The following is a 22,039-nucleotide window of genomic DNA, read 5'->3' on the forward strand; positions in this document are numbered from 1 at the left end:
CACCGGCTTCAACGACATCAGCAGCCACACTCCACAGATCCGCGATCATCACAAGACCCTGACCAGCGTAGACGCCACCACCCCGAATAAACCAACAGCATCGTGTTGGATGACCGGAAATCCACACACCCCTCACCCTGAGTGACACCTCGCGCCCTCGTCGGACACGTCGACCCGACACCGTTGCCCTACCCCTCGATAACCGTCCTCACCACTCACGAGCCGCGCCCCCCGTCGGTTTCCGGACTCAGCCGAAGTACGAGCCGAAGTTCTTCGAAAACTCCCACCCGGTGAACTTGTCCCAGTTGATCGACCACGTCATCAGCCCGCGCAGCGCCGGGAAGGTGCCGTGCGGCTTGTAGGCGCCACAGCCGCTTCCCTTCATCAGGCAGTCCAGCGACGCGCGCACGTCCGCCGGTGTCGTGTGCCCGTTGCCCGCCGACGGCGCCGCCGGCAGGCCGATCGCGACCTGCTCCGGCTTCAGCGCGGGGAAGACGTTCGCGGCGTCGCCCGCGACGGGGAAGCCGGCGAGCACCATGTCGGTCATCGCCGTGTGGAAGTCCGCGGTCCCCATGGTGTGGTACTGGCCGTCGAGCCCCATGATCGGGCCGGAGTTGTAGTCCTGGACGTGCAGCACGGTCAGCGAGTCCCGCAGCGCGTGGATCACCGGCAGGTAAGCCCCCGATCGCGGATCGGCGCTCCCGTTCGGACCGGGGCCGTAGAACTGGTGCCCGAGCTGGACGAAGAACGTCTCCGGCGCCATCGTCAGCACGAAGTCGTTGCCGTACCTGGCTTTCAACGTCTTCAGTGCGGAGATCAGGTTGACCACCACGGGAGTCTTCGGGTTCTTGAAGTCGGAGTCGCCCGCGTCCAGGGACAGCGAGTGGCCCTCGAAGTCGATGTCGATCCCGTCCAGGCCGTACTTGTCGATGATCGCGCTCGCCGAGCTGACGAACGCGTCCCGCGCGGCGGAGGTGGTCAGCTGGACCTGGCCGTTCTGGCCGCCGACCGAGACGACCACCTTCTTGCCCTTCGCCCGCTGCGCCTTGATCCCGGCGATGAACTCCGCCTCGGATTCGACGTTCGGGCATTCCGCCACCGGGCAGAGGCCGAACCGGAGTTCGCCCGAGGTCACCGACGTCGGCTCGGCGAAGGCGAGGTCGATGATGTCCCAGTCTTCGGGGACGTCGGCGATCCGCGTGTAGCCGGAACCGTTGGCGAAGCTCGCGTGCAGGTAGCCGACCAGGGCGTGGGCCGGGATCGCGGCCTGGGCCGTGGCGGGCATCAGCAGGCCCAGTAAGAGGAAAACGATGCCGACGGCGGTTTTCCGGCGCATGGGGACTCCCTCGGGTGTGGTTCACGTCACGTCAGGGATTGGACTAGACCACTAGGGAGTTTGTCAAGAAATAACCGGAACTCGTCCGGTTTTGTCGCCGACGGAGGGAGTTGTCCACACGTGAACAACCTGTGGACAACTCCGTGGATTGTCTACTTAGGACAGTGTGGCGAGGAAGGTTTCCAGCTGCTCGACGACGAACGCGTGATCGTCGGCCTGGGGCAGTCCCGAGACGCCGACGGTGCCGACCGGGCCGACCCCGTCGACGATCACCGGGAACACGCCGCCGTGCGCGGCGTAGAGGTCCGGATCGAGACGGGAGTCGGCCTCGAACGTCGTGCCCTTCGCGCGGAACCGTTCGCCGACGAGGAACGAGCTGTGCCCGTAGCGGTCGACGACGCGGCTCTTGCGGTCGATCCACGCGTCGTTGTCGGACGAAGTGCCCGGCAACGACGCGTGGAACAGCCGCTGGCCGCCGCGGCGCACGGAGACCGTCACCGGAAGGGCGCGGCTCCGTGCCGCCGCGAGCAGGTGGGCGCCCAGCTCCAGCGCGGTCTCGTTGTCGAACCGGCGGAAGACCAGGCGCTCCTCCTGTGCGGCCAGGACGGCCAGGGTGTCATCGCTCATGGCACCCATTAAATCAACACTGTTGTGTAATGGCTACCGAAGCGCGTCCAGGGCGAAGGCGGCGTACATCGCGACGCCGTTGGCCATGGCGTCTTCCTCGAAGACCACACGGTTCGAGTGGTTCGCCTCGACCGTGGCCAGGTCGGCGTCGGGCGGGCAGGCGCCGAGGAAGGCGAAGGCGCCCGGAACGCGTTGCAGGACATAGGAGAAGTCCTCCGCGCCCATCACCGGGTTCTCCATGAACTCGGAGTTGTCCGCCCCGAGGACCTCCGCCGCCAGTTCCAGCACCCGCCCCGCGACCTTCGGATCGTTCACCGTGACCGGGTAGCCGGGGAGGACCTCGGCGCTCACGCGGACGCCGTGCGCCGCGCCGACGGCCTCGCACACCCTCGGCAGCTCCTCGCGCACGAAGGCCTGCGTCCGTTCGGACAGCGTGCGGATCGTGCCCTCCAGGAACGCCGTCTCCGGGATGATGTTCGTCGTGGTCCCGGTCTCGATGCGGGTGACGGAGACCACCGCGGGCTCGAACACGCTGACCTTGCGGGTCACCATGGTCTGCAGCGCGCTCACCATCGCGGCCGCCGCCGGCACCGGGTCGATCGCCTGGTGCGGCGCCGAGCCGTGCCCGCCCCGGCCGGTGACGGTGACGTGGAAGCTGTTGGCCGACGCCATGATCGGACCGGGCCGCGTCTGCACGATCCCGGCCGCGACCTGGGTGAAGATGTGCAGGCCGAACGCCTTTTCGACACGCGCGCCCGAGGCGTCGAGCACGCCTTCGTGGATCATGTGGCGCGCGCCGTGCTCGCCTTCCTCGCCGGGCTGGAACATGAACACCACCGACCCGGCGAGCTCGTCGACGTGCTCGCTGAGCAGCCGCGCGGCCGACGCCAGCATGGCGACGTGGGTGTCGTGCCCGCAGGCGTGCATGGCGCCGTCGTCTTCGGAGGCGAAGTCGAGGCCGGTGTCCTCGTGCAGCGGCAACGCGTCCATGTCGCCGCGGAGCAGGATCGCCGGGCCGGGCTTCCCACCCCTCAGGATCGCGGTCAGCGAGGTGGTCGATTTGCCCTCGGTGATCTCCAGGGGCAGGCCCTCGAGGGCCGCTTTGATCGAGGCCTGGGTCTTCGGCAGGTGGAGGCCGATCTCCGGATTCCGGTGGATCTCTCGGCGGAGCTCTACGGTTTTCGTTTGAAGCGCGCGGGCTTCGTCCAGCAAACCGGCGAAGCGGGCATCGGGGAGCGTGGGCAGGTCGGTCGGTCCGGTCATGTCTCGATAGTGGCGCATGCGGCGCTTCAGGCGCACCGTGCGTGCGTTCCGAATGCGGGCGGAATACGGTGTGCGCATGGCGGTGCAAGAGCCGATCACGGGGTTCGCGGTGGCCGTGGTGCGGGAGGACGGTCGGTGGCGGTGCAGCTCTCTTGATCCGGGGGCACTCGCCGAGCTCGACGCTGCGATCACCGAGCTCGGAAAACTGCGGTCGACAGGTGCCGCCTTCGGGCTGCTGGCGGTCGACGACGAGTTCTTCGTGATCGTCCGGCCGAGTCCCAGAGGGCCCTCGCTGCTGCTGTCCGACGCCGCCGCGGCGCTCGACTACGACATCGCCGCCGACGTCCTCGACGTGCTGAGAGTCGACCCGCCGGACGAGGACGACGACGCGGTCTGGCCGGAAGGCGATCTGGAGATCCTGGCCGATCTCGGACTGCCGGGGGCGGAACTCCAGGTGATCGTCGGCGAGGTGGACCTCTATCCGGACGAACAACTCCAGATGGTCGCGCAGCGGTGTGGATTCGCCGCCGAGTTCACCAAGATCCTGGACGAGATCTGAGCCCCACCGCCTCCGCCGCCGACATCGCCGCCGTCCAGGCGGCGATCGAAGCGGCGCGAGGTACGGGTGAGGACGTGCCGATCGGCGCCGTCGTCCTGTCCCCGGACGGGACCCCGCTCGCCTCCGCGCGCAACGCCCGCGAAGAACTCGGCGACCCGACGGCACACGCGGAGATCCTCGCGCTGCGGGCCGCGTCCGAGATCTACGGCGACGGCTGGCGGCTCGAAGGCTGCACGCTCGCGGTGACCCTGGAGCCGTGCACGATGTGCGCGGGCGCCCTCGTGATGGCGCGGGTCGCGAAGGTCGTCTTCGGCGCCTGGGAGCCCAAGACCGGGGCTGTGGGCTCGCTGTGGGACGTCGTCCGCGACCGGCGGCTCAGCCACCGCGCGGAGGTCGTCGGCGGCGTGCTGGAGCCCGAATGCGCGGCCCTGCTCGAAGACTTCTTCCACCGAAGACGGGGTAACCGCACCGGGTGACAGATGTGTCGGTCCCGGTAGGACGGGTATCCCTGCGGTAAGCGGCCGCAAACGGTGGCCGCAGTCGAAGGAGGAACACCCGCCATGAGCGTTTTCGACAAGGCGAAGGACAAAGCCGAGCAGGCCATCGGCGCCGCCAAGGAGAAGCTCGGCGAGAAGACCGACAACCAGGACCTCGCGAACTCCGGCCGGGCCGACCAGACCGAAGGCCAGGTCAAGGAGACCGGGCACGACCTGCGCGACCGCGCGGAAGGCGGCGTGCAGGACCTCAAGGACAAGTTCAACAAGTAGGCCTCACGCGGAAGAGCCCGGTCTCCGTTGAGACCGGGCTCTTCGCCGCGGTGGCGGTGGGATTTGAACCCACGGACGGTTATTAGCCGTCACACGATTTCGAGTCGTGCTCCTTCGGCCGCTCGGACACGCCACCGCCGAGAACAATACCGGAGGGCGTTGGAGGGCCTTCAGGGGGTCAAGAAAGCTGCGCGGTGATCTCGTCGATCGCCGCCGTCTGGTTCTCGACGATCTCCTGCGCGAGCCTCTTGGTCTCGGCGTGCTCGCCCGACGACAGCACGGTTTTGGCCATCGTGACGCCGTTGCGCAGGTGCTCCGCCATGAGCGGGAGCCACGTCTTGTCGAACTCGGCGCCGGTCATGTTCTGCAGCGAGGCGACCTGCCCCTCGGTGATCATCCCCGGCATCGCGTGCCCCGCGTGACCCGCCGCGGGGAGCACGGCGGCGTTCCACGCCTGCAGCCAGCCGGTCATCGTCTGGACCTCGGCCGACTCGGCCTTGGCGATCTTGGCCGCGGTGGCCTTCACATACTCGGAAGCCGACCGTTCCGAGGCCAGGTTCGCGACCTGGATCGACTGCTGATGGTGCGGGACCATCTGCTGGGAGAACGTGATGTCGGCCTGGTTGGCGCCGGGAGTACTCGCCGCCGGCGCCGCGCCCGTGGCCGTCGAACAGCCCGCGAGCACCCAGACGACCAGCCCGAACAGTGCCATCGGCAGTCGCCGTCGCATCGATACCTCCGTAGTCAGGGGAAACCGGCCCCTCCGCTCTGTGATACGGCTGTGACCTTCCGCCGGTTCAAAACCGGATTAGCCTTGGTCGGCTGACGGATCCGAAAGCCCGCGACGGCCGGATCGTGCTGTGGCGCGACTACCTCGACTGGACGACTTTCCTGGCCGCCAGCGCCAAGGGCGCGGGGAAGGCGGCGGTCGCCGGGGCTAAGTCGCTCATCGGGAAGTACAAGGCGCGGCAGGAACTCGAACACTGACGCTTCAGCCGTGGGGAGGTTAGGCGTGACTCGCGTGATCAGAGACGGATCTCGCGAGTGCGGCGTCTGATCACGTGAGTTCCGGCTTCGATCACGCGAGTGCGGCGGTGCGTGAAATGACGCACCGCCGGTGTACGGGCTCCGTCTCCCCCGACGGGTCCCGTGCACCGGCGGTGCGCCCCCAGTTCCCCCCGCTCGCCCTCCCCGGCGAGCGTCAGAAAGTCATGTGCCGTTCGCGCAGATCGGCTTCCCGCAGCACGGCGTCGAGCCGCGCGCCGCCGAAGTGCGCCACCGGGCGCCTGTCGCGTCCGCGGTCGCGCAGGTCGACGGCCAAGGCGATACCCAGCAGCAGAACCAGTGCCGTACCAGCGATGAGCCAGCCCATCGGACACCTCCTCCGGCGACGTGAGGGAGGATTTGTGTCCTCGCTCACGTCGCCAAGGTAACTCCGGAAATGCCGGGTTGAACCCGGACTTGAGGTTCATTTAAGGCAGGGGAACACCAATGGGCTATTTGTGCGGTGCGCCCGCTACATAGATGTCACCGTCGGCCACGGAGACGTCACGCGCGCTGGACGCGCCGGTCGCCAGAATGCGGGCGGGGTCCCGGAAACCGGCGATCACCTCGACGCGCTGGACCGGTTTCGGTGTGGTGATCACGGTTTCCGGCTTCCACTCGCGTCCGTTCTCGAGCAGGAAAGTCTCGATGCCCGGCTGTCCGTCGCGGGTTCCGTAAACGCGCCAAGTGCCGCCAGAGAGCGGTTCGATCTCGCGCAATCGGAGTCCGTTCGCGACCTCGCGCACTTCCCAGTTCCGGCCGTTCCACGCGCCCGCGAAATCGCGCGGCGAGCCCGTCGCGTCGAACTGGAACCAGGTGACGAACGGTTTGCCTTCGCGCTGGGTGCCGACCTGCAGGATGTAGTCCGGCGACTTCAGTCCGCCCGGCAGCTCCAGCGGGGTTTCGACGACTTTGAGGTACCGCTCCTGCTCGGCGTCGTCGACCTGCGTGCCGAGGTCGCGGCCCGCCGCCGAGTGGAAGCGCAGGGTGTGGACGTCGAACGACAGGTAGTAGACGTTCCGGTGGTAGACGTCGTGCTTGTGCTGCTCCGGCCCGCCGCCCGCGAGCGTGTAGACGAACTGGATCCGCCCGGACGACGGCAGGTACCGCAGCTGCCCGACGTAGACCTCGTCCATGTGGTCGGCCCGGCCCAGCGAGCCGAACGCCCACTGCTTCCCGGTCAGCTGCACGGAGTTCTTCCACGTCTTCCCGTCGTCGCGGGAAACGATGTACTTCATCGGGCGGAAGTCGGTGGCGGCGCCGGGATCGAGCTCGTTGGTGGTCTCGCGGTAGAACATGAACAGCGTGCCGTCGGCGGTCTTGACCGGCATCGGGTAGCTCGCCGAGTCACCCGCGGGGACCTCGGTGTCGGTCCAGGTGCCGTCGAGGGAATGGGCCCGCGGCGCGCGGCTGATCACGGTCCGCGTGTTGTGCATGCCGCGGAAGATCAGCAGGTGGCCGTCGCCCGCCAGCAGCATCGTCGGGTAGTTGTGCGGATCGGACTCGCCGTCGGCGATCTTCTTCGGCGCTGTCCAGGCGCCTGTCCGGTGGTCGTAGGCCTGGACGTAGGTGTCCGCGGCCTTGCCGGACCACGAGATGAAGGTCTTGCGCGCGACCGGGTCGAAGATCCCGCCCGCGTTCGGCCGCCGGTCGGTGCGGGACGCGACCGAGCTCGCCGGGGTCATCAGCTCGAAAGCGGTCTTTTCCGGCGGCTTGGCGGCCGCCTGGGGAACCGGGATCACGAGACCTGCCATGACGAGCGCGCAAAGAAGTCCGCGCATGAAGACGCCTCCTGGTGCTTCGCAGGCGGCGGATCTTGATCCTCTCACGCGAGAACACGGCGGAACCAGGGGCCGAACGGGCTAGCGGTGACGAATCGTTGTCTTGTCGTCTTCCTCATTTCACTTGTTCGGGGGAGTATTCCTCGACCGATCTTGCGAAGAGGGGACTCAGCGTGACCACATCCCGACGTGCTGCCCGGAGAAGGGCCCTGACCGTGGCCGTCGCCTCCGGGCTGGTCGTGAGCGGTACGGCCATCACAGCCGCTCCGGCCGCGCTCGCCGCGCCCAGCGCCGACGCCGTGATCGCCGAGGTCTACGGCGGTGGCGGCAACTCGGGCGCCACGCTGACCACCGACTTCGTCGAACTCGCCAACCGCGGCACGGCCGCCGTGAGCCTCGACGGCTTCAGCGTCCAGTACGCGCCCGCGTCGGGGAACAGCTGGCAGGTCACGCCGCTGACCGGCGGCGTCGCGCCGGGCGCGCGGTACCTCATCGCGCAGGCGAAGGGCTCGGGCGGCACCGTCGCGCTCCCGACGCCGGACGCCACCGGCTCGCTGGCCCTGTCCGCGACCGCCGGCACCGTCGCGCTCGTCCAGGGCACCACGGCGCTGACCTGCAAGACCGCCGCCGACTGCGCCGCCGACTCCCGGATCAAGGACCTGGTCGGGTTCGGCCCGGCCGCCGTCATCCGCGAGGGGACCGCGGCGCCCGCGCCGTCGAACACCGCGTCCGTCGCCAGGGGGACGACGCTCGCGGACACCGACGACAACGCGGCCGACTTCACCTCCGGCGCACCCACCCCGACGAACAGCAAGGGTGAGACGCCGGGCGAGACCGGCCCGCCGCCGGTGGACGCCAAGATCCACGACATCCAGGGCGCCACCCGGATCTCGCCGTTCAAGGACCGGAAGGTCGCCGGGGTCACCGGCGTCGTGACCGCGATCCGGAGCTTCGGCTCGGCCCGCGGGTTCTGGATCACCGACAGCGCTCCCGACGCGGACCCGCGCACCAGCGAGGGCCTGTTCGTCTTCACCGGCTCGACCACGCCCGCCGTGGCCGTCGGTGACGCGGTGACCGCCACCGGCACCATCCGCGAGTTCTACCCGGACGCCCCGGCGACCTCGCCGTACCAGTCGCTCACCGAGCTGACGAGTGCACAGTGGACGGTCGATTCGGGCGGGAACGCCCTTCCTGCCGCGACTGTCGTGACGCCGGACTCGGTCCCGGACACCGTCGCCCCCGCGCCGGGCGGCAGCATCGAGCCGCTGCCGCTGGAACCGGCGAAGTACTCGCTGGACTTCTGGGAGTCGCACGAAAGCGAGATCGTCAGCGTCTCCGACGCGCGCGTCGTCGGTCCGACGTCGTCGTTCAACGAGCTTTACGTGACCACCAAGCCGAAGCAGAACCCGAGTGTTCGCGGCGGATCGGTGTACCTGGACTACGACCGGCTCAACACCGGCGTGCTCAAGGTCGCGTCGCTGATCCCGTTCGCCGAGCAGCCGTTCCCGAAGGTCAACACCGGCGACGCGCTCACCGGTGAGACCTCCGGCCCGGTCGAGTACAGCAACTTCGGCGGCTACACGCTGTTCGCGACGAAGCTGGGTGCCGCCAAGGACAACGGGCTGCAGCGCGAGAGCACTCGCGCGCAGCGCGGCGGTGAGCTTTCGGTGGCCACCTACAACGTCGAGAATCTGTCCGCTTTGGACAGTGCGGAGAAGTTCGGCGAGCTGGCGAAGGCCATCGCCACCAACCTGGCGAAGCCGGACATCCTGAACCTGGAAGAGATCCAGGACAACAACGGGCCTGCGAACGACGGCACCGTCGTGGCGGACCAGACGTTGCAGAAGTTCGTCGACGCGATCGTCGCCGCCGGCGGCCCGCGCTACGAATGGCGGCAGATCGACCCGGAGAACGGCAAGGACGGCGGCCAGCCGGGCGGCAACATCCGCGTCGGCTTCCTGTTCAACCCGGCCCGGGTGTCCTTTGTGGACCGCAAGGGCGGCGACGCGACCACCCCGGTCGGCGTGGTCAAGGAACGCGGCAAGACCCACCTGACCGTCTCTCCCGGCCGGGTCGACCCGCTGAACGAGGCCTGGGAGGCCAGCCGCAAGCCGCTCGTCGGCGAGTTCGTCTTCCAGGGCCGCACCGTGTTCGTCATCGCGAACCACTTCAACTCCAAGGGCGGCGACCAGCCGACCCACGGCCGCAACCAGCCGCCGGTCCGGAGTTCCGAGGTGCAGCGGGCCAAGCAGGCGACCCTGCTCCGTGGCTTCGTCGACAAGGTGCTCGCGTCGGACAAGAACGCGAACATCGTCGTGGCCGGCGACCTGAACGACTACCCGTTCTCGCCCGCCGTGAAGACGCTGACCGCCGGTGGCACGCTGAAGGACCTCATCGCGTCGCTGCCCGAGAGCGAGCGGTACAGCTACGTTTTCGAGGGCCAGTCGCAGGTGCTGGACCACATCCTGGCGTCGAAGGCGCCGCGCGGGGCCGACTACGACGTCGTCCACCTGAACGCCGAGTTCGCGAAGCAGGCGAGCGACCACGACCCGCAGGTGCTGCGGTTCCGGCCGAGCGCGGGCAATCCCGTCCAGGACGCGTTCTACGACCTGGCGGACTACCTGGAGAAGGTGCTCGGCCCTTACCTGCCGAAGCCGTAACCCACGCCATGAAAGGTCCTTTCCTTGCAAAATTTGCAAGGAAAGGACCTTTCATGGCACGCGGGGGGAGGTCAGGTGCCCCGGAGTTCGGCCACCACCGGAGCGAAGGCGTCGAGGGCCGCGGCGTTGATCTTCACGTACGAGATGCCCAGCTTCTCCCGACGGGAACGCAGCACGTCGGCTGCTTCGGCAGGATCACCGGGCAGTACGGTGATCGCGCCGGCGGCGGCGAGGTCGGGGGCGTCGACGCCGAGCGCCTGGCGCATCCACGGTGTCGGCTCGGCATCGATCGCCAGCAGGTTCAGCCCCAGTTCGATGTCGCCGAAGCGTTCTCCCGCCGAGCCGCGTACGAGGTCCACAATGGACTGAGCGACGGCGGTGTCGCTCAGCGGCGGCAGGGCCAGCGAGATGATGTCGGCCTTCCGGGCCGCGAGATCCAGCACCTTCGGGCCCGCGCCGCTGATCAGCAGGGGCGGCCGATCTCGGGCGCCTGCCAGCAGGTCCACCGTCGCGGCGAGTTCGGCGAGACGCTGTGAGCCGGTGCCGAACGGGCGTTTCAGCCCGGCGGCGACGATTTCCGCGCCCGGCCGCCCGGTGCCGAGGCCGAGTTCGAACCGGCCGCCGGACAGGGTGTGCAGGCTGCGGGCCTGCCAGTCCAGCTGGTACCGGTCGCGGAAAGCGTCGGCCAGCACGAACGTGCCGAAGCGCAGTTCCGAAGTCGCCGCGAAACCGGCGGGCAGCACGGCGAGCGGGTCCAGCCCGCCGATCGGATCCGGGACCAGCACGGTGTGGTAGCCGAAGGATTCCGCCCGGCGCGCGAGATCGGTGAACGGCCCGAGTTCCGGGTCCACCGCGGCGACGACGCCGAAGCGGAAGGGTCTGGTGGTCATGCCCACCATCGTGCCCGCGTCCGGCGCCGGAAGCCCTTCGCCCAAAGCGAACTAGGACCGTTTCGCGCGCCATCCCAGGGCGAGGACGGCCTGCACGAGTTCCTGATAGCTCGGCTTGACCTCTTCCAGGTACTTCTCCAGGTACCCGGCCCGCGCTGTCGACACCGGTCCCGGTTCTTCGTCCTCCGGTAGCCACGAGAGGCCTTCGACGTTGTGCTGAGCCATCTTCCACCACCGGGAGGCCCTGTCGACGGCGCGCTGTTCGCGTTCGGCGGCGTCCGCGACGGCCTGGTGTGCCTCGGCGAGCCGGGCTTCCAGTTCGTCCGCGCGGGCGACTTCCCAGCTTCGGAGGTTCTCCGCCGAGGCGCGGGCGAGGCCGACGATCTCCTTGTACCGCATGGCCGCGGTGATGCCGTCATCCATCGAGAAGCCCTTCCGGACGCTGGAACGGGATGATCACCTCGGGGGCGCCGTGGGTGGTGCGGTCGAAGAACAGGGCCCGCCCCGGTCGCGGCGACCAGTGCACGACCTGTCCGGCGGCGAACGGCGCCAGCTCGTTGCCCTGGACGTCCAACGCCGCCCAGCTGCCGATGTCGTCGGTGCCCGCGAAACCGAGGGTGTCCTTCAGTCGCGCGATGCTGCGCCACCAGCCGATGATGTGGACGCCGTGCGTCGGACCCTGCTTCAGCAGCACCCGAAGCTGGTCCAGGCCGCTCTTGAGCTGTCCTGGCGCCTTGGCTTCCAGCGCGGGAATCGAAGCGTCGACGCCGTACAGCAGCAGCACTTTCGCTTTGTCCGAAGTGGACAGTTTCTCCGCGATATCGATTACCCGGCCGGGCAAGTCGTCCACCAGTGTCGCGGCGTGTCCCTCCTGGCTCAGGCGCTCGGCCAGCTCGGCCACCGCGGGGAAGGACGCTTCGATGGGGCACGAGAGCACGAACTCCACCGAATCGTGCGCGTACTGCTTGGCGAGGGACCGCGCGGCGGAGTCCATGATGGACAGTGCCTCCGCGGTGGCCGCGCCGAGTACGGCGATGTTCCGTCCCGGCGCCTTCGGCAGGTCGACCCCGCAGGCGGCCTCGCCGACGTCGATGGACTGGCCGAGCAGCGCGCGCGGCCTGCTCGTCGGCTTCAGGTCGGTGAACGCCGGGAACTGTTCCAGCACAGGGGAATGCGCGCCGTCGAACAGCCGGGGCCGCTTGAACGACTCCGAGTAGCGCTCCCAGAGCCGGTGCTGCAGCTTGTTGAAGACGTCCCTGCTGCTCGCGTCCGGTACGTGGGCGAGCTGGTTCCCGTGCGCCACCCCGGAATCGTGGTTGATCACCGCGTGCCACTTCGGCGCCGAAACCGCCGCGTTGTTGGTTTCGGACAGCACGCGCCGTGCCTTCGGCATCGCGATCCGCAGCGTGCACTGCTCGAACACCGCCGGCTTTCCCCAGAACGCCTCGATCCCGGCGACGTCCTGGCTCGCCAGCACCAGGTGGATGCCCTGTGACCGGCCTCGCCGCGCGATGTCCTCCAGCAGCTGGGTCGCCGTCGCCGTCACGCCGTCGCGGCCGGCGAACAGGTACTGGAATTCGTCGATCACCGCGACGATCCGCGGCCAGTGCCCGCCGGGGTCCTGTTCGCGCAGGTCCGCGAGGTTGGTGACCTCGTGCAGTTTCGCCGCGGCGGACCGGCGGCGCAGCTCCTCGGCGAGGAACCGCAGCAGGGCGAGGCCGAACTCGCGGTCGGTGTTGACGTTGACCCCGATGAGCTTGGCGTGCGGCAGCCAGCTGGCGTCCCGCCGTCCCGGCGCGAGCCCGGCGAACGACACGCCTTCCTTGAAGTCCAGCAGGTACAGCGCGAGCTCGTCCGGCGAGTACCGCGCCGCGAAGCTGCCGAGCAGCGAGTACAGGAAGTTCGTCTTCCCCGAACCGCTCGGCCCGCCGATGAGCACGTGCGGGCTGGCGTCGCCGATGACGACCTCCACCGCCTCGCCCTCGAAGAACCCGACCGGCGCCCGCAGTTCCCGCGCCGAGCTCTCCTTGCCCAGCTCGGTGGGCAGGAGGTCGGCGAACGCGCGCGGCCCGCCCTGTTTGGCGATCAGCGCTTCGGCGATCCGCCCGGCGGCCCGGATGACCTGTCCGGACGGCATCGGCGGATCGAGGTCGACGAGCAGGTCGGGGCCGGTCATGCTGCTGATCGCGTGCCGGTCGTCGTGCAGGCTCAGCGATTCGACCGACGTCGACAGCATGGTCGGCACGTCGATCAGGATCAGGCAGATACCGGCCGCGAGCGCCCCGGTGGCGACGCGTTTCAGCTCGCGGGCGCGTTCCGGTTCGAGGGTTTCCCCGTTGCCGTAGAGCACCGCGACGCGGAACGGTTCGACGCGCTGGCCGCTCGCGCGCCGGATCTCCCGCAGCGACGTGTGCCCCGCCTGCATCCCGGTCGCGTGGATGCGGCGGATGTGCCCGGCCAGTTCGTCGAGGAGGTCTTCGAGCCGCCCCGGGTCGTACAGGGTGAGCGCGCTGGTGCGGCTCAGCGGGTAGAGGTCCGGCAGGATCGCGGTCAGCTGCCCGACGTCCCACAGGTGGATGCGCACGGCGCCGGGCTCGAAGGTGCTCAGGATCCGCATCAGCAGGTTCTGCACGATGCCGTCGACCGCGTCCCGGGTCTTCGGCGCCGACCTGATCGACAGATGCGACTCGTCGAGCAGGGGCACCGCGACGTCGAACGTGCGCGGGACGTCCTGGCCCGGCACGGTCGCCGAGCCGACGCGCCACAGCCCCGGCGCGGTGATGCCGGGATTCCCGCCGACCCGGCCGAGCCAGTTGCCCGCCTGCTGGCTCGCGGGCCCCGGCGCGTTGCCCGCGACGAGTTCGCGCAATCCGTTCGGGCCCGCTTCCCACTCCGCGTAGAACTGGCCGCGGATGCTGCCGAGCCGGCCGAACACCTCGTTCGCGGCGGGATGCCGCGACCATTCGGTGTACTGCTCCGAGGTGGAGTTGTTCATCCCCACCCGGACTATGTGCTGTTCGAGTTCCAGTTTGGCCAGTTCCGCCTCGGCCTCCCGGCGGGCACCGGCGGCGGCGCCGAGGACGAGCCCGATCTGATGCCGGACCCGCTCCAGCGCCGTGGCGACGCGATTGCGCTGTTCACTCGCTTTGCTGCCCATACCGGCTCGCCGATCTCAGAGGCGTGATTGGTAACCGCTGACCAGGTCGTCAGCGGCGGAAAGGCGCGTCAGGAGGTTTTCCATTCCCTCGTCTGCCTGTGCCAGCTGCGGCGGCACCCAAGGGACGGCTTGGGCCTGCGGTTCCACGATGGCGCGCCGGGACTCTTCGAGCAGGCTTCTGGCCCGCTCGGCATGGGCGCGGCCGTCGGCGAGGCCGGTTTGGACGGCCGTCAGCAGCTGGTGCAGTTCTTCGAGGTACATGCTTACAGGCGGGTCGAGTACGACTCGGCCGACGAGATGCCGGCCTGGATGGTGCTCTGCATCCCGGTGATGCCCTGCAGGGCTTCGGCGAGAAGCCCGTGCGCCTGGCTCACCTCGTGCTGGGTGCTGCCCTGGGTGGCCTGTGAAAGCGAAAGCTGGGCTTCTTCGAGAGACTGCGCTGCCTGCTGAAGTGCGGCAATACCCGCGGATGCCTTCTCGTTCGCGAGCGCGATACCAGCGCGGATCTCTTCGACTCCGGCCATTTTGGCGGACTCCTTGGGACGTCGGGGGCTGGAACGACCACGCTTAAACTTAGCGTGATCATCTGACTCTGTTAAGTGAAGGTCCTGCGAAGTAATCAACAAGGCCCCGGACATCGAGACGTCCGGGGCCTTGCTGACGGCGGAGGATACAGGATTCGAACCTGCGAGGGCGTGAACCCAACACGCTTTCCAAGCGTGCGCCTTAGGCCGCTCGGCCAATCCTCCGTGGAGAACATTACCGGATGCCCTTTCACTACTTCGAAGGCGGGTCTGACCTGGCCTTCCGGCTGGTAGGGCTCATGCGGGCGAGGGGGCGAGCACGTCGGCGACGACGCAGGTGATGTTGTCCGGTCCGCCGCCCTCGTTGGCCAGATCGATCAGTCTCGGGACGGTCTCCTCGGGATCTTGGAAGGCGCCCAGGACGTCCTTGATAACGGTTTCGACAACCGTTGCCGTTAACCCATCCGAGCACAGGAGAAGACGGTCTCCGGGGGCCGCGTCGAAGGTCCAGATGTCCGCTTCGCCGCTTCCGGTGCTCAGGAGCGCCTTCATCAGCAGTGAGCCGCGAGGGTGTCCTTCGACCTCCGACGGGTCGATGCGCCCGTCGTCCGCGAGGGCCTGCGCGAGGGTGTGATCACGGGTGAAGCGCTGAAGCGTGCCGTCGCGCAGGAGGTAGCCCTTCGAGTCGCCGATGTGGACGGCGGTGAAGTGCGCGCCGTCGAACAGCAGGGACGTCAGGGTGGTGCCCATGCCCGCCGTCTCAGGCCGTTCCTCGGCCGTCGCGGCCAGCCTGGCGTCGATGGCGCGAAGGCCGCCGGAGAGCACCTCGAACAGGTCGACGTCCGCGAGGTCGAAACCGTGGAGGTCCGTGTCGAGCCGGGACAGGACGCCCACCGCCTCGGCGCTGGCCACCTCGCCGTGCGGCTGGCCGCCGATGCCGTCGGCGACCGCCAGCATCCTCGCGCTCACGTAGTACGAGTCCTGGTTGACCTGGCGACGCTGCCCGATGTCCGAGCCGGCGGCGTACCGAAGGGTGTACCTCATGGACCCCAGTAAAGCAGTTGTGTACTGAGTTCACAAACATAGGGTTGGAATGGTCAGGTTTCGGTTACGATGCCGTGATGGAGGAGCAAGCCACCGTCGGCGCGGCGGACATCGCGCGAATCGCCGCCGTCGGCCGCGCGGCCGTGAGCAACTGGCGTCGACGTTACGGAGATTTTCCGCCGCCCGTCGGCGGGACGGCGTCGAGCCCCCTCTTTTCCCTGGTCGACGTCGAAAACTGGCTGCGTGAGCGCGGGAAACCGTTCGAAATATCGCTCGGGGACCGGGTCTGGCAACGGCTGCGGAACCTCGGCGAAGACCTGTCACTGGCCGACAGGGTCGGCCGGGTGGGCGCCTTCCTTTCGCGGTGGGGTGTCCGGGAGTGGACCTTCTCGCCCCGTTACGACGACGCCGAGCTGCTCGAACTGCTGGACCGCTTCGCCGCCGAGCAAGGCGCGCGCGAGGCCTTCGAGTTCCTGTGCGAACGCTACGTCGAGGCGCACTCCCGGCGGCTGTCCGTCACCGCGGAACCGGTGGCGGCGCTGATGTCCCGGCTCATCGGCCCCGCACCCGGCGTCGTCCTCGATCCCGCGTGCGGGCTCGGGACACTGCTCCTCGTCTCCGGCGGGACCCGGCTGCTCGGCCAGGTCGACGATCCGGCGACCTCGTGCATCGCCGCGCACCGGCTGCTGCTCGCGGGCGCGGACATGGAGATGTACGGCGCGGACGCCCTGTCGATGGACTCCTACGAGGGACTTCTGGCGGACGCCGTCGTCTGCGATCCGCCGTTCAACGAACGGGAATGGGGTTACGACGACCTCGTCGGCGACCCGCGCTGGGTGTACGGCCAGCCTCCGCGCGGCGAACCGGAACTGGCGTGGGTGCAGCACTGTCTCGCGCACGTGAAACCCGGCGGGCTGGTCGCGATCCGCATGCCGTCCGCCGCCGCCGGCCGCCGGACCGGGCGGCGGATCCGCGGGAACCTGTTGCGGGCCGGGGCGTTGCGCGCGGTGGTGACCGTCGGCGGTGCGGACCTCTGGCTGCTGCGGCGCCCGGAATCCGGGGAGCGGCCGCCGTCCCGGCTGCTCCTGCTGGCCGATCCGTCCACTGTGGAGGAACAGTGGCGGGAGCATCTGCGCGGCGCCGAGGTGCCGGGCGCGGTCCGGATCATCGACCTGCTCGACGAGGAGATCGACCTTTCCCCCGCCCGGTATCAGGCGCGGGGCGAACACGCGGGCGAGGCGTTCCTCGAAGTCCGGCGGCATTTCGAGGAGATCCGGCCCGACCTGCCGTCGCTGGCGGTGTCCGACGAGAAGCCCTCGTTCACCACGATCGGCGAGCTGCTGAAGTCCGGTGTCCTCACCGTGCCGGATTCGGTGGAAGCGGGGGACGTCCTCGCGTCGCCCGCCGTACCCGCGTACGTCCACAGTGGAGCGTCGTTCGCGGCCGAGCCGACGATGTCGAGGTACCGCACCGATCCCGAGCGGATGGACGCCGCGTTCCTCGCCGGCTGCCTGCGCGCGGCCGGGCAGCTCGCACCGTCCTCCTCGACCAGGATCGACCTCAGGCGCACCCGGATCCCGCGCCTGCCGATCGAAGCGCAGCGTGCGCACGGGGAGGCGTTCACCCGGCTCGCCGCCTTCGAAGACGCCCTCCGCGAGGCGGCGGAATCGGGCCTGGAGCTGGTGAGGCTAGGCTTGGCGGGGCTTACTGAAGGACAGTTGATCCCGGAGACTGGATAGATGCTGGAAGCGAAGCTTCCCCGTTGAGGGTGGGGGGGACGAGGTTGCTTATCGCGGACCGTTACGAACTCGACGAGCTACCGCTCGGCCGGGGTGGGATGGGCGCGGTCTACGCGGGCCACGACCGGCATCTCGGCCGCCGAGTCGCGGTGAAGTTCCTCGGGCTCCCCGGCGGTCCGGACGCCGAACTCGAACAGCGCTTCATCCGCGAGGCGCGGATCCTCGCCACCCTGGAACACGCGGGCGCGCCGACGTTGTACGACTTCGGCACCTACGACGAGCGGTTGTACCAGGTCATGCAGTTCATCGAGGGGGTGACCGTCGCCGATCTCGCCGCCGAACACGGTCCGCTGCCGGTGCCGTGGGCGGCCGCGATCGCGGCGCAGGCGTGCGCCGTGCTGTCCGCCGCGCACGCGCTTTCCATCTGTCACCGCGATCTCAAGCCCACCAACCTGATGCTGTGCCCCGACGGCAGCGTGAAAGTGCTCGACTTCGGGCTCGCGATGCTGCGCGAGACCGACGTCGCCCAGTTCACCCGCGCCGGGCAGATCCTGGGCACCCCCGCCTACATGGCGCCCGAGCAGATCCAGCGCGGGATCGCCGGGCCCCGCAGCGATCTGTACGCGCTGGGCTGCGTCCTGCACGAGATGCTGACCGGCAGGCAGTTGTTCACCGGCCCGACGGCGTACGCGGTGTTCGAGAAGCAGGTCAAGGAGAGCCCGGCCGAAGTGGACGGTGTCCCGGGTGGACTGAACCAGTTGCTCGCCGACCTGCTGGAAAAGGATCCGGAACGACGTCCCGGCGACGCCGACGAACTTTTCGGGCGGCTGGCCGTGTTCGCGCGGGATCTGCCCCCGCTGCCCGGATACCTGGACGAAGGCGCCAATCCGGGCCGGATGTACGCGCGGGTCGTCGGCCGCGTGCCCTGAGATGCGATCGTGACCTTCCGATCAACAACCCCGGGCCGGTGACCTCCGTCTTTACCCATGTCAGACGGACCACGGACAATCGGGGGTAAGGGTTGTGAAGAAGTTCCTGGTGGGGGTGACCGCACTGGCCACGGCGCTGGTGCTGACCGCGTGTTCCGGCAACGCCGGCGGCGGCGCGCCCGGTGGCGGCGCCGTCGCGCAGGGCGACCCGGCAGGAGGGGCCACCTCGGCGCCGTCTACGTCAGCGCCGGTTCCGACCACGTCGTCCGCCGCGCCGACCACGTCGTCCCAGCCGCCGAGCAGCAGCTCGAAGCCCAAGCCGACGCCGTCGAAGCCCAAGCCGACCCCCAAACCCACGCCGAAACCCGAGGTCAAGCCCGCCGCGAACGCCGCCGACGTGCCGTGCAAGGCCGCGCTGGCCTCGCCGGGCGTCAGCGCCTGCGTGGACCTCTCCGCGCTGAAGACGTGGCTGCTGCAGGACGGCAAGGTCATCTACGGCCCCGTCAAGCAGCTGCCCGGCAAGAAGGGCCACGCGACGCCGACCGGCGTCTTCCACGTTTCGAACAAGGTCAAGAACTACCACTCCAGGGAGTTCGACGCGCCGATGCCGAACTCGGTGTTCTTCCTGCCGGGGATCGCGTTCCACACCGGCAGCCTTTCGGTGTACTCGCACGGCTGCATCCACCTGTCCGCGGCGGCTTCGCAGAAGTACTTCACGACCCTGCAGAGCGGCAGCGTGGTTCAGGTCGTGGCCTGACCTGCAGGTACCCGCTCGGCTGCGAAGCGTGAGAATGATTGCGGTTCGATTGCTTTGAGATAAATGAAAGCTTCAAGCGGCAATGACTTCCCCGCTTCCGGCGACGTGCCCAGGACACGCCGGAAGCGGGGAAGTGACGATGACCAGGAGCCGGGTACTCAGACGCACACTTGTCACCCTGTCGGTTTCCCTCTTGCTTCTCCCGGGATGGGTGGGCGCTCCGGAAGCGACCGGGGCGCCCACTCTTCCGTCCGGCTTCGTCCTCCGCGACCAGCCGAGCGGCCAGGCCGCCTTCGACCTGACCGATTTCGCTTATCTGCCGGACGGTTCGGTGCTCAGCACCGGCAAGAGCGGCAAGGTCGCCTGGGTGCCCGTCGCCGGTCCGGCGCGGACGCTCGCGACGCTGCCCGTCCACGCCGACGGTGACCTCGGCCTGGTCGGCCTCGCCGTCGCCCCGGATTTCGCCGTGTCACGCCGGATCTACCTCGCGCGGTCGTTCGACACCGGCGGTGGCGCGTTCACCATGCGGGTGGCCCGCTGGACGGTGACCGGCGCGGACCTCCCCACCGGCCTCGCGAACGAACGAGTGCTCGTCGACCTTCCCGGTTTCCACGACGTCCACGGCATCACGGGACTCGTCGCGGCGGCCGACGGGACGCTGTGGATCTCCATCGGCGACGCCGCCGACTTCACCAGGATGGATCCGGGCGCGTTGCGCGCACTCGATCTCGATCAGCTCTACGGCAAGATCCTGCACGTCACCCCCGACGGCGCCGGCGTCCCCGGCAACCCGTACTTCTCCGCCGCGGCACCGGATTCGAACCGCTCCAAGGTCTTCTCCAGCGGCTACCGCAGCCCGTTCCGGTTCTCCCTCGACCCGCGCCTCGGCCTGCCCGTCGTCGGTGACGTCGGCTGGAACACCTGGGAAGAGGTGGACGTCGTGCGGCCGGGGGCGAACCACGCCTGGCCCTGCTGGGAAGGGAACGTCCCGACGCCGGGGTACTCGGGCCTCGCCGGTTGCGCGGGCGTCGTCAACACGCCGCCGATCACCGCCTACCACCACGGTTCCGGCGCCGACGAAGGGAACAGCGTCACCGCCGGGATCGTCTACAGTGGATCGTCCTATCCGGACGAATACCGGGGCGCGTTCTTCTTCGGCGACTACGTCACACAGAAGATCTGGACGATGACCTACGACAGTCAGGGCAGGCTCGTCCAGGCGCCGCAACGGCCGCCGAAGTTCACCGGGATCGGCGGTCCGGTCAGGTTCGCGGCCGCGGCCAACGGCGACATCGTGTACGCCGACATCATCAGCGGGAACCTGCGGCGGCTCAGCTATCCGGGGACGGACGCGGAACCGGTCGCGGTGGCGACGTCGAGCACCGAGCCGTCGACGAGGACGGTGACCTTCGACGGCTCCGGTTCCTACGACTTCGACGGCGATCCCTTGACCTATCTCTGGGATTTCGGCGACGGCACGAGTCAGACCGGTGCCCGGGTGACCCACACCTACGGCACCGGAGTCGCGAGGGCGACGGCGCGCCTCACCGTCACCGACCGGCTCGGCGCCTCCGACGGCACGGATGTCGTGGTGGTGCCGGGAAACCATTCGCCGGAGCCGGCGTTGACGGATCCCGGTGCGCGGACCTTCGCGGTCGGGGAACCGGTCGTCGTCGGCGCGGTGGCGACCGACGCCGAGGACGGTTTGCTGCCGGTCGGCTGGACCACGCTGATCCGGCACTGCCTGGAAGAGGCGACCTGTCACGCGCATCCCGGCCCGGCGGGAAGCGGCCCGGTGCTCACGACGCTCTTCACCGACCATCAGGATTCCCGGGTCGAGATCACCGCGACGGTGACCGACAGCGCCGGGGTGACGGCGAGCAGGACCTACGTCGCCCTGCCGCGTGAACACCGGCTGACGCTGACCTCCAACGTCCCCGCGGCGCTGAGCATCCCGGCGGAAGGCGGGGTCAACACCGCGATGGTGACCGAGGACGCGACGTTCGAGGTCGTGGCGGAGGAGATCGCCGCGGACGGCGTTTCGACGTTCGCGAACTGGTCCGACGGGCGTACCTCGCGCACGGTGACCGTCACCGTCCCGGCGCACGACGTGGCACTGGCCGCGAACTATCTCACCCCGATCGACAAGCGCTACCGGTCGGAACCCGCGCTGCGGCAACGGCTCGGCGCGCCGACCGGGCCGGAGGTCGCCGACGGGACCGTGCGCTACCGGCCGTACACCGGCGGCAGGCTCTACTGGAGCGCCGAGACCGGCGTGAGGCAGATCGAGGGCCAGATCCTGGCGAAGTACCTCGCGCTCGGCGGGCACCGGAAGTTCGGCCCGCCCGCGACCGACGAGACCGCCACCCCGGACGGGACGGGCCGGTTCAACCACTTCCCGGACCGGTCCGGCACCCGGCAGTCCTCGACCTACTGGACGCCGTCGACCGGCGCGCATCCGGTGTACGGGCGGATCCGGGTCAAGTGGGCGGCGCTGGGCTGGGAGGCCGGGCCGCTCGGCTACCCGACGACGGACGAACTCCCGACCCCCGACGGGATCGGCCGGTTCAACCACTTCGGCAAGAACGCGTCGATCTACTACACGGTGCAGACCGACGCGCACGCGATCTGGGGCCGCATCCGCGTCCGGTGGGAGGCGCTCGGCTGGGAGACGGGCCCGCTCGGCTACCCCACGACGGACGAGACCTCCACTCCGGACGGCGTCGGCCGGTTCAACCACTTCACGAAGGCGGGCTCGGTCTACTGGACGATGGCCACCGACGCGCACGCGATCTACGGGGCGATCCGGCAGCGCTGGGCCGCGCTCGGCTGGGAGCGGTCGTACCTGCGCTACCCGACGACGGACGAGTTCACCATCCCCATCGGACGGCAGAACAGCTTCCAAAGCGGCTACATCACCTGGAACAGGAGCACAGGTCAGCTGCTCGACCGACGATGATGA

Annotated in this window: 21 protein-coding genes and 2 tRNA genes; 9 read left to right on the top strand and 14 right to left on the bottom strand. The window is 69.1% G+C overall.

Going from position 1 to position 22,039, the window contains the following annotated elements; genetic code table 11:
• Positions 1 to 247 precede the first annotated feature (247 nt).
• The 3 genes from ACFOSH_RS34010 to ACFOSH_RS34020 all read right to left on the bottom strand — a co-directional run bounded on the left by ACFOSH_RS34010 (position 248) and on the right by ACFOSH_RS34020 (position 3,226).
• Positions 248 to 1,336, bottom strand: a complete 1,089-nt coding sequence (locus tag ACFOSH_RS34010) for a chitinase (protein WP_378244028.1) — start codon at positions 1,334 to 1,336, stop codon at positions 248 to 250.
• Positions 1,337 to 1,492: 156 nt separating this feature from the next.
• Positions 1,493 to 1,963 (bottom strand): heme-degrading domain-containing protein, encoded by a 471-nt coding sequence (locus tag ACFOSH_RS34015; RefSeq protein WP_378244030.1) that lies wholly within the window; start codon positions 1,961 to 1,963, stop codon positions 1,493 to 1,495.
• Positions 1,964 to 1,996: 33 nt separating this feature from the next.
• Positions 1,997 to 3,226: a M20 metallopeptidase family protein gene (locus ACFOSH_RS34020; RefSeq protein ID WP_378244033.1), complete on the bottom strand. Its 1,230-nt coding sequence runs from the start codon at positions 3,224 to 3,226 to the stop codon at positions 1,997 to 1,999.
• A 76-nt stretch (positions 3,227 to 3,302) separates the two neighbouring features.
• Between ACFOSH_RS34020 and ACFOSH_RS34025 the strand changes: the two genes are divergently transcribed.
• From ACFOSH_RS34025 to ACFOSH_RS34035, 3 genes are all read left to right on the top strand, one after another.
• Entirely contained in the window at positions 3,303 to 3,785 is a 483-nt protein-coding gene (locus ACFOSH_RS34025) for a tRNA adenosine deaminase-associated protein (RefSeq protein WP_378244035.1), read from the top strand.
• A 23-nt stretch (positions 3,786 to 3,808) separates the two neighbouring features.
• On the top strand, positions 3,809 to 4,261 hold the full coding sequence (locus ACFOSH_RS34030; protein ID WP_378244177.1) for a nucleoside deaminase: 453 nt from the start codon (positions 3,809 to 3,811) through the stop codon (positions 4,259 to 4,261).
• Positions 4,262 to 4,345: 84 nt separating this feature from the next.
• Complete coding sequence (locus ACFOSH_RS34035) at positions 4,346 to 4,552, top strand: CsbD family protein (RefSeq protein WP_034314526.1); 207 nt, start codon at positions 4,346 to 4,348, stop codon at positions 4,550 to 4,552.
• A gap of 48 nt (positions 4,553 to 4,600) precedes the next feature.
• Here the strand turns inward: ACFOSH_RS34035 and ACFOSH_RS34040 are convergent.
• Positions 4,601 to 4,688 (bottom strand) — tRNA-Ser (locus ACFOSH_RS34040).
• A gap of 42 nt (positions 4,689 to 4,730) precedes the next feature.
• Positions 4,731 to 5,282, bottom strand: a complete 552-nt coding sequence (locus ACFOSH_RS34045) for a DUF305 domain-containing protein (protein WP_378244037.1) — start codon at positions 5,280 to 5,282, stop codon at positions 4,731 to 4,733.
• Positions 5,283 to 5,407: 125 nt separating this feature from the next.
• Here ACFOSH_RS34045 and ACFOSH_RS34050 point away from each other — a divergent pair, with 125 nt between their 5' ends.
• Positions 5,408 to 5,539, top strand: a complete 132-nt coding sequence (locus ACFOSH_RS34050; protein WP_378244039.1) for a hypothetical protein — start codon at positions 5,408 to 5,410, stop codon at positions 5,537 to 5,539.
• A gap of 214 nt (positions 5,540 to 5,753) precedes the next feature.
• Here the strand turns inward: ACFOSH_RS34050 and ACFOSH_RS34055 are convergent, their stop codons facing one another.
• Both ACFOSH_RS34055 and ACFOSH_RS34060 read right to left on the bottom strand, forming a co-directional pair.
• A complete protein-coding gene (locus ACFOSH_RS34055; protein ID WP_378244041.1) occupies positions 5,754 to 5,924 on the bottom strand; it encodes a hypothetical protein in 171 nt (56 codons plus the stop codon).
• A gap of 124 nt (positions 5,925 to 6,048) precedes the next feature.
• On the bottom strand, positions 6,049 to 7,377 hold the full coding sequence (locus ACFOSH_RS34060; RefSeq protein WP_378244043.1) for a BNR-4 repeat-containing protein: 1,329 nt from the start codon (positions 7,375 to 7,377) through the stop codon (positions 6,049 to 6,051).
• A 173-nt stretch (positions 7,378 to 7,550) separates the two neighbouring features.
• On the opposite strand from ACFOSH_RS34060, the gene ACFOSH_RS34065 reads away from it, so the two are divergent.
• Positions 7,551 to 10,037 carry an endonuclease/exonuclease/phosphatase family protein gene (locus tag ACFOSH_RS34065; protein WP_378244045.1) on the top strand — a complete coding sequence of 829 codons (2,487 nt, stop codon included), beginning with the start codon at positions 7,551 to 7,553 and terminating at the stop codon, positions 10,035 to 10,037.
• A 71-nt stretch (positions 10,038 to 10,108) separates the two neighbouring features.
• Here ACFOSH_RS34065 and ACFOSH_RS34070 read toward each other — a convergent pair whose 3' ends face one another.
• From ACFOSH_RS34070 to ACFOSH_RS34100, 7 genes are all read right to left on the bottom strand, one after another.
• Positions 10,109 to 10,927 carry an LLM class flavin-dependent oxidoreductase gene (locus tag ACFOSH_RS34070; RefSeq protein WP_378244047.1) on the bottom strand — a complete coding sequence of 273 codons (819 nt, stop codon included), beginning with the start codon at positions 10,925 to 10,927 and terminating at the stop codon, positions 10,109 to 10,111.
• A 51-nt stretch (positions 10,928 to 10,978) separates the two neighbouring features.
• Positions 10,979 to 11,350, bottom strand: coding sequence for a hypothetical protein (locus ACFOSH_RS34075; RefSeq protein ID WP_378244049.1), 372 nt, complete (start codon positions 11,348 to 11,350; stop codon positions 10,979 to 10,981).
• Positions 11,343 to 14,084 carry an FtsK/SpoIIIE domain-containing protein gene (locus tag ACFOSH_RS34080; protein ID WP_378244051.1) on the bottom strand — a complete coding sequence of 914 codons (2,742 nt, stop codon included), beginning with the start codon at positions 14,082 to 14,084 and terminating at the stop codon, positions 11,343 to 11,345. Before ACFOSH_RS34080 ends, ACFOSH_RS34075 begins: the two co-directional genes overlap by 8 nt.
• Before the next feature lie 15 nt (positions 14,085 to 14,099).
• Positions 14,100 to 14,345 carry a hypothetical protein gene (locus tag ACFOSH_RS34085; RefSeq protein ID WP_016337967.1) on the bottom strand — a complete coding sequence of 82 codons (246 nt, stop codon included), beginning with the start codon at positions 14,343 to 14,345 and terminating at the stop codon, positions 14,100 to 14,102.
• A gap of 2 nt (positions 14,346 to 14,347) precedes the next feature.
• On the bottom strand, positions 14,348 to 14,608 hold the full coding sequence (locus ACFOSH_RS34090; RefSeq protein ID WP_037320341.1) for a hypothetical protein: 261 nt from the start codon (positions 14,606 to 14,608) through the stop codon (positions 14,348 to 14,350).
• Between the two features lie 140 nt (positions 14,609 to 14,748).
• A tRNA-Ser gene (locus tag ACFOSH_RS34095) sits at positions 14,749 to 14,833 on the bottom strand.
• Between the two features lie 72 nt (positions 14,834 to 14,905).
• Positions 14,906 to 15,652: a PP2C family protein-serine/threonine phosphatase gene (locus ACFOSH_RS34100; protein WP_378244053.1), complete on the bottom strand. Its 747-nt coding sequence runs from the start codon at positions 15,650 to 15,652 to the stop codon at positions 14,906 to 14,908.
• A gap of 77 nt (positions 15,653 to 15,729) precedes the next feature.
• Between ACFOSH_RS34100 and ACFOSH_RS34105 the strand changes: the two genes are divergently transcribed.
• From ACFOSH_RS34105 to ACFOSH_RS34120, 4 genes are all read left to right on the top strand, one after another.
• Positions 15,730 to 17,391, top strand: a complete 1,662-nt coding sequence (locus ACFOSH_RS34105) for an N-6 DNA methylase (RefSeq protein ID WP_378244055.1) — start codon at positions 15,730 to 15,732, stop codon at positions 17,389 to 17,391.
• A 44-nt stretch (positions 17,392 to 17,435) separates the two neighbouring features.
• Positions 17,436 to 18,320, top strand: coding sequence for a serine/threonine-protein kinase (locus ACFOSH_RS34110; protein ID WP_378244057.1), 885 nt, complete (start codon positions 17,436 to 17,438; stop codon positions 18,318 to 18,320).
• A gap of 94 nt (positions 18,321 to 18,414) precedes the next feature.
• A complete protein-coding gene (locus ACFOSH_RS34115; protein WP_378244059.1) occupies positions 18,415 to 19,077 on the top strand; it encodes a L,D-transpeptidase in 663 nt (220 codons plus the stop codon).
• 139 nt (positions 19,078 to 19,216) lie between these two features.
• Positions 19,217 to 22,036: a PQQ-dependent sugar dehydrogenase gene (locus tag ACFOSH_RS34120; RefSeq protein ID WP_378244061.1), complete on the top strand. Its 2,820-nt coding sequence runs from the start codon at positions 19,217 to 19,219 to the stop codon at positions 22,034 to 22,036.
• Positions 22,037 to 22,039 lie beyond the last annotated feature (3 nt).

The sequence above is a fragment of the Amycolatopsis speibonae genome (assembly GCF_042647925.1).
Taxonomy (GTDB): Bacteria; Actinomycetota; Actinomycetes; order Mycobacteriales; family Pseudonocardiaceae; genus Amycolatopsis; species Amycolatopsis speibonae.

Bases quoted from the DNA above. Each gene is read 5' to 3' on its own strand.
- ACFOSH_RS34010 (WP_378244028.1), bottom strand. From the start codon at position 1,336: ATGCGCCGGAAAACCGCCGTCGGCATCGTTTTCCTCTTACTGGGCCTG.
- ACFOSH_RS34015 (WP_378244030.1), bottom strand. From the start codon at position 1,963: ATGAGCGATGACACCCTGGCCGTCCTGGCCGCACAGGAGGAGCGCCTG.
- ACFOSH_RS34020 (WP_378244033.1), bottom strand. From the start codon at position 3,226: ATGACCGGACCGACCGACCTGCCCACGCTCCCCGATGCCCGCTTCGCC.
- ACFOSH_RS34025 (WP_378244035.1), top strand. From the start codon at position 3,303: ATGGCGGTGCAAGAGCCGATCACGGGGTTCGCGGTGGCCGTGGTGCGG.
- ACFOSH_RS34035 (WP_034314526.1), top strand. From the start codon at position 4,346: ATGAGCGTTTTCGACAAGGCGAAGGACAAAGCCGAGCAGGCCATCGGC.
- ACFOSH_RS34045 (WP_378244037.1), bottom strand. From the start codon at position 5,282: ATGCGACGGCGACTGCCGATGGCACTGTTCGGGCTGGTCGTCTGGGTG.
- ACFOSH_RS34055 (WP_378244041.1), bottom strand. From the start codon at position 5,924: ATGGGCTGGCTCATCGCTGGTACGGCACTGGTTCTGCTGCTGGGTATC.
- ACFOSH_RS34060 (WP_378244043.1), bottom strand. From the start codon at position 7,377: ATGCGCGGACTTCTTTGCGCGCTCGTCATGGCAGGTCTCGTGATCCCG.
- ACFOSH_RS34070 (WP_378244047.1), bottom strand. From the start codon at position 10,927: ATGACCACCAGACCCTTCCGCTTCGGCGTCGTCGCCGCGGTGGACCCG.
- ACFOSH_RS34075 (WP_378244049.1), bottom strand. From the start codon at position 11,350: ATGGATGACGGCATCACCGCGGCCATGCGGTACAAGGAGATCGTCGGC.
- ACFOSH_RS34080 (WP_378244051.1), bottom strand. From the start codon at position 14,084: ATGGGCAGCAAAGCGAGTGAACAGCGCAATCGCGTCGCCACGGCGCTG.
- ACFOSH_RS34085 (WP_016337967.1), bottom strand. From the start codon at position 14,345: ATGTACCTCGAAGAACTGCACCAGCTGCTGACGGCCGTCCAAACCGGC.
- ACFOSH_RS34090 (WP_037320341.1), bottom strand. From the start codon at position 14,608: ATGGCCGGAGTCGAAGAGATCCGCGCTGGTATCGCGCTCGCGAACGAG.
- ACFOSH_RS34100 (WP_378244053.1), bottom strand. From the start codon at position 15,652: ATGAGGTACACCCTTCGGTACGCCGCCGGCTCGGACATCGGGCAGCGT.
- ACFOSH_RS34105 (WP_378244055.1), top strand. From the start codon at position 15,730: ATGGAGGAGCAAGCCACCGTCGGCGCGGCGGACATCGCGCGAATCGCC.
- ACFOSH_RS34120 (WP_378244061.1), top strand. From the start codon at position 19,217: ATGACCAGGAGCCGGGTACTCAGACGCACACTTGTCACCCTGTCGGTT.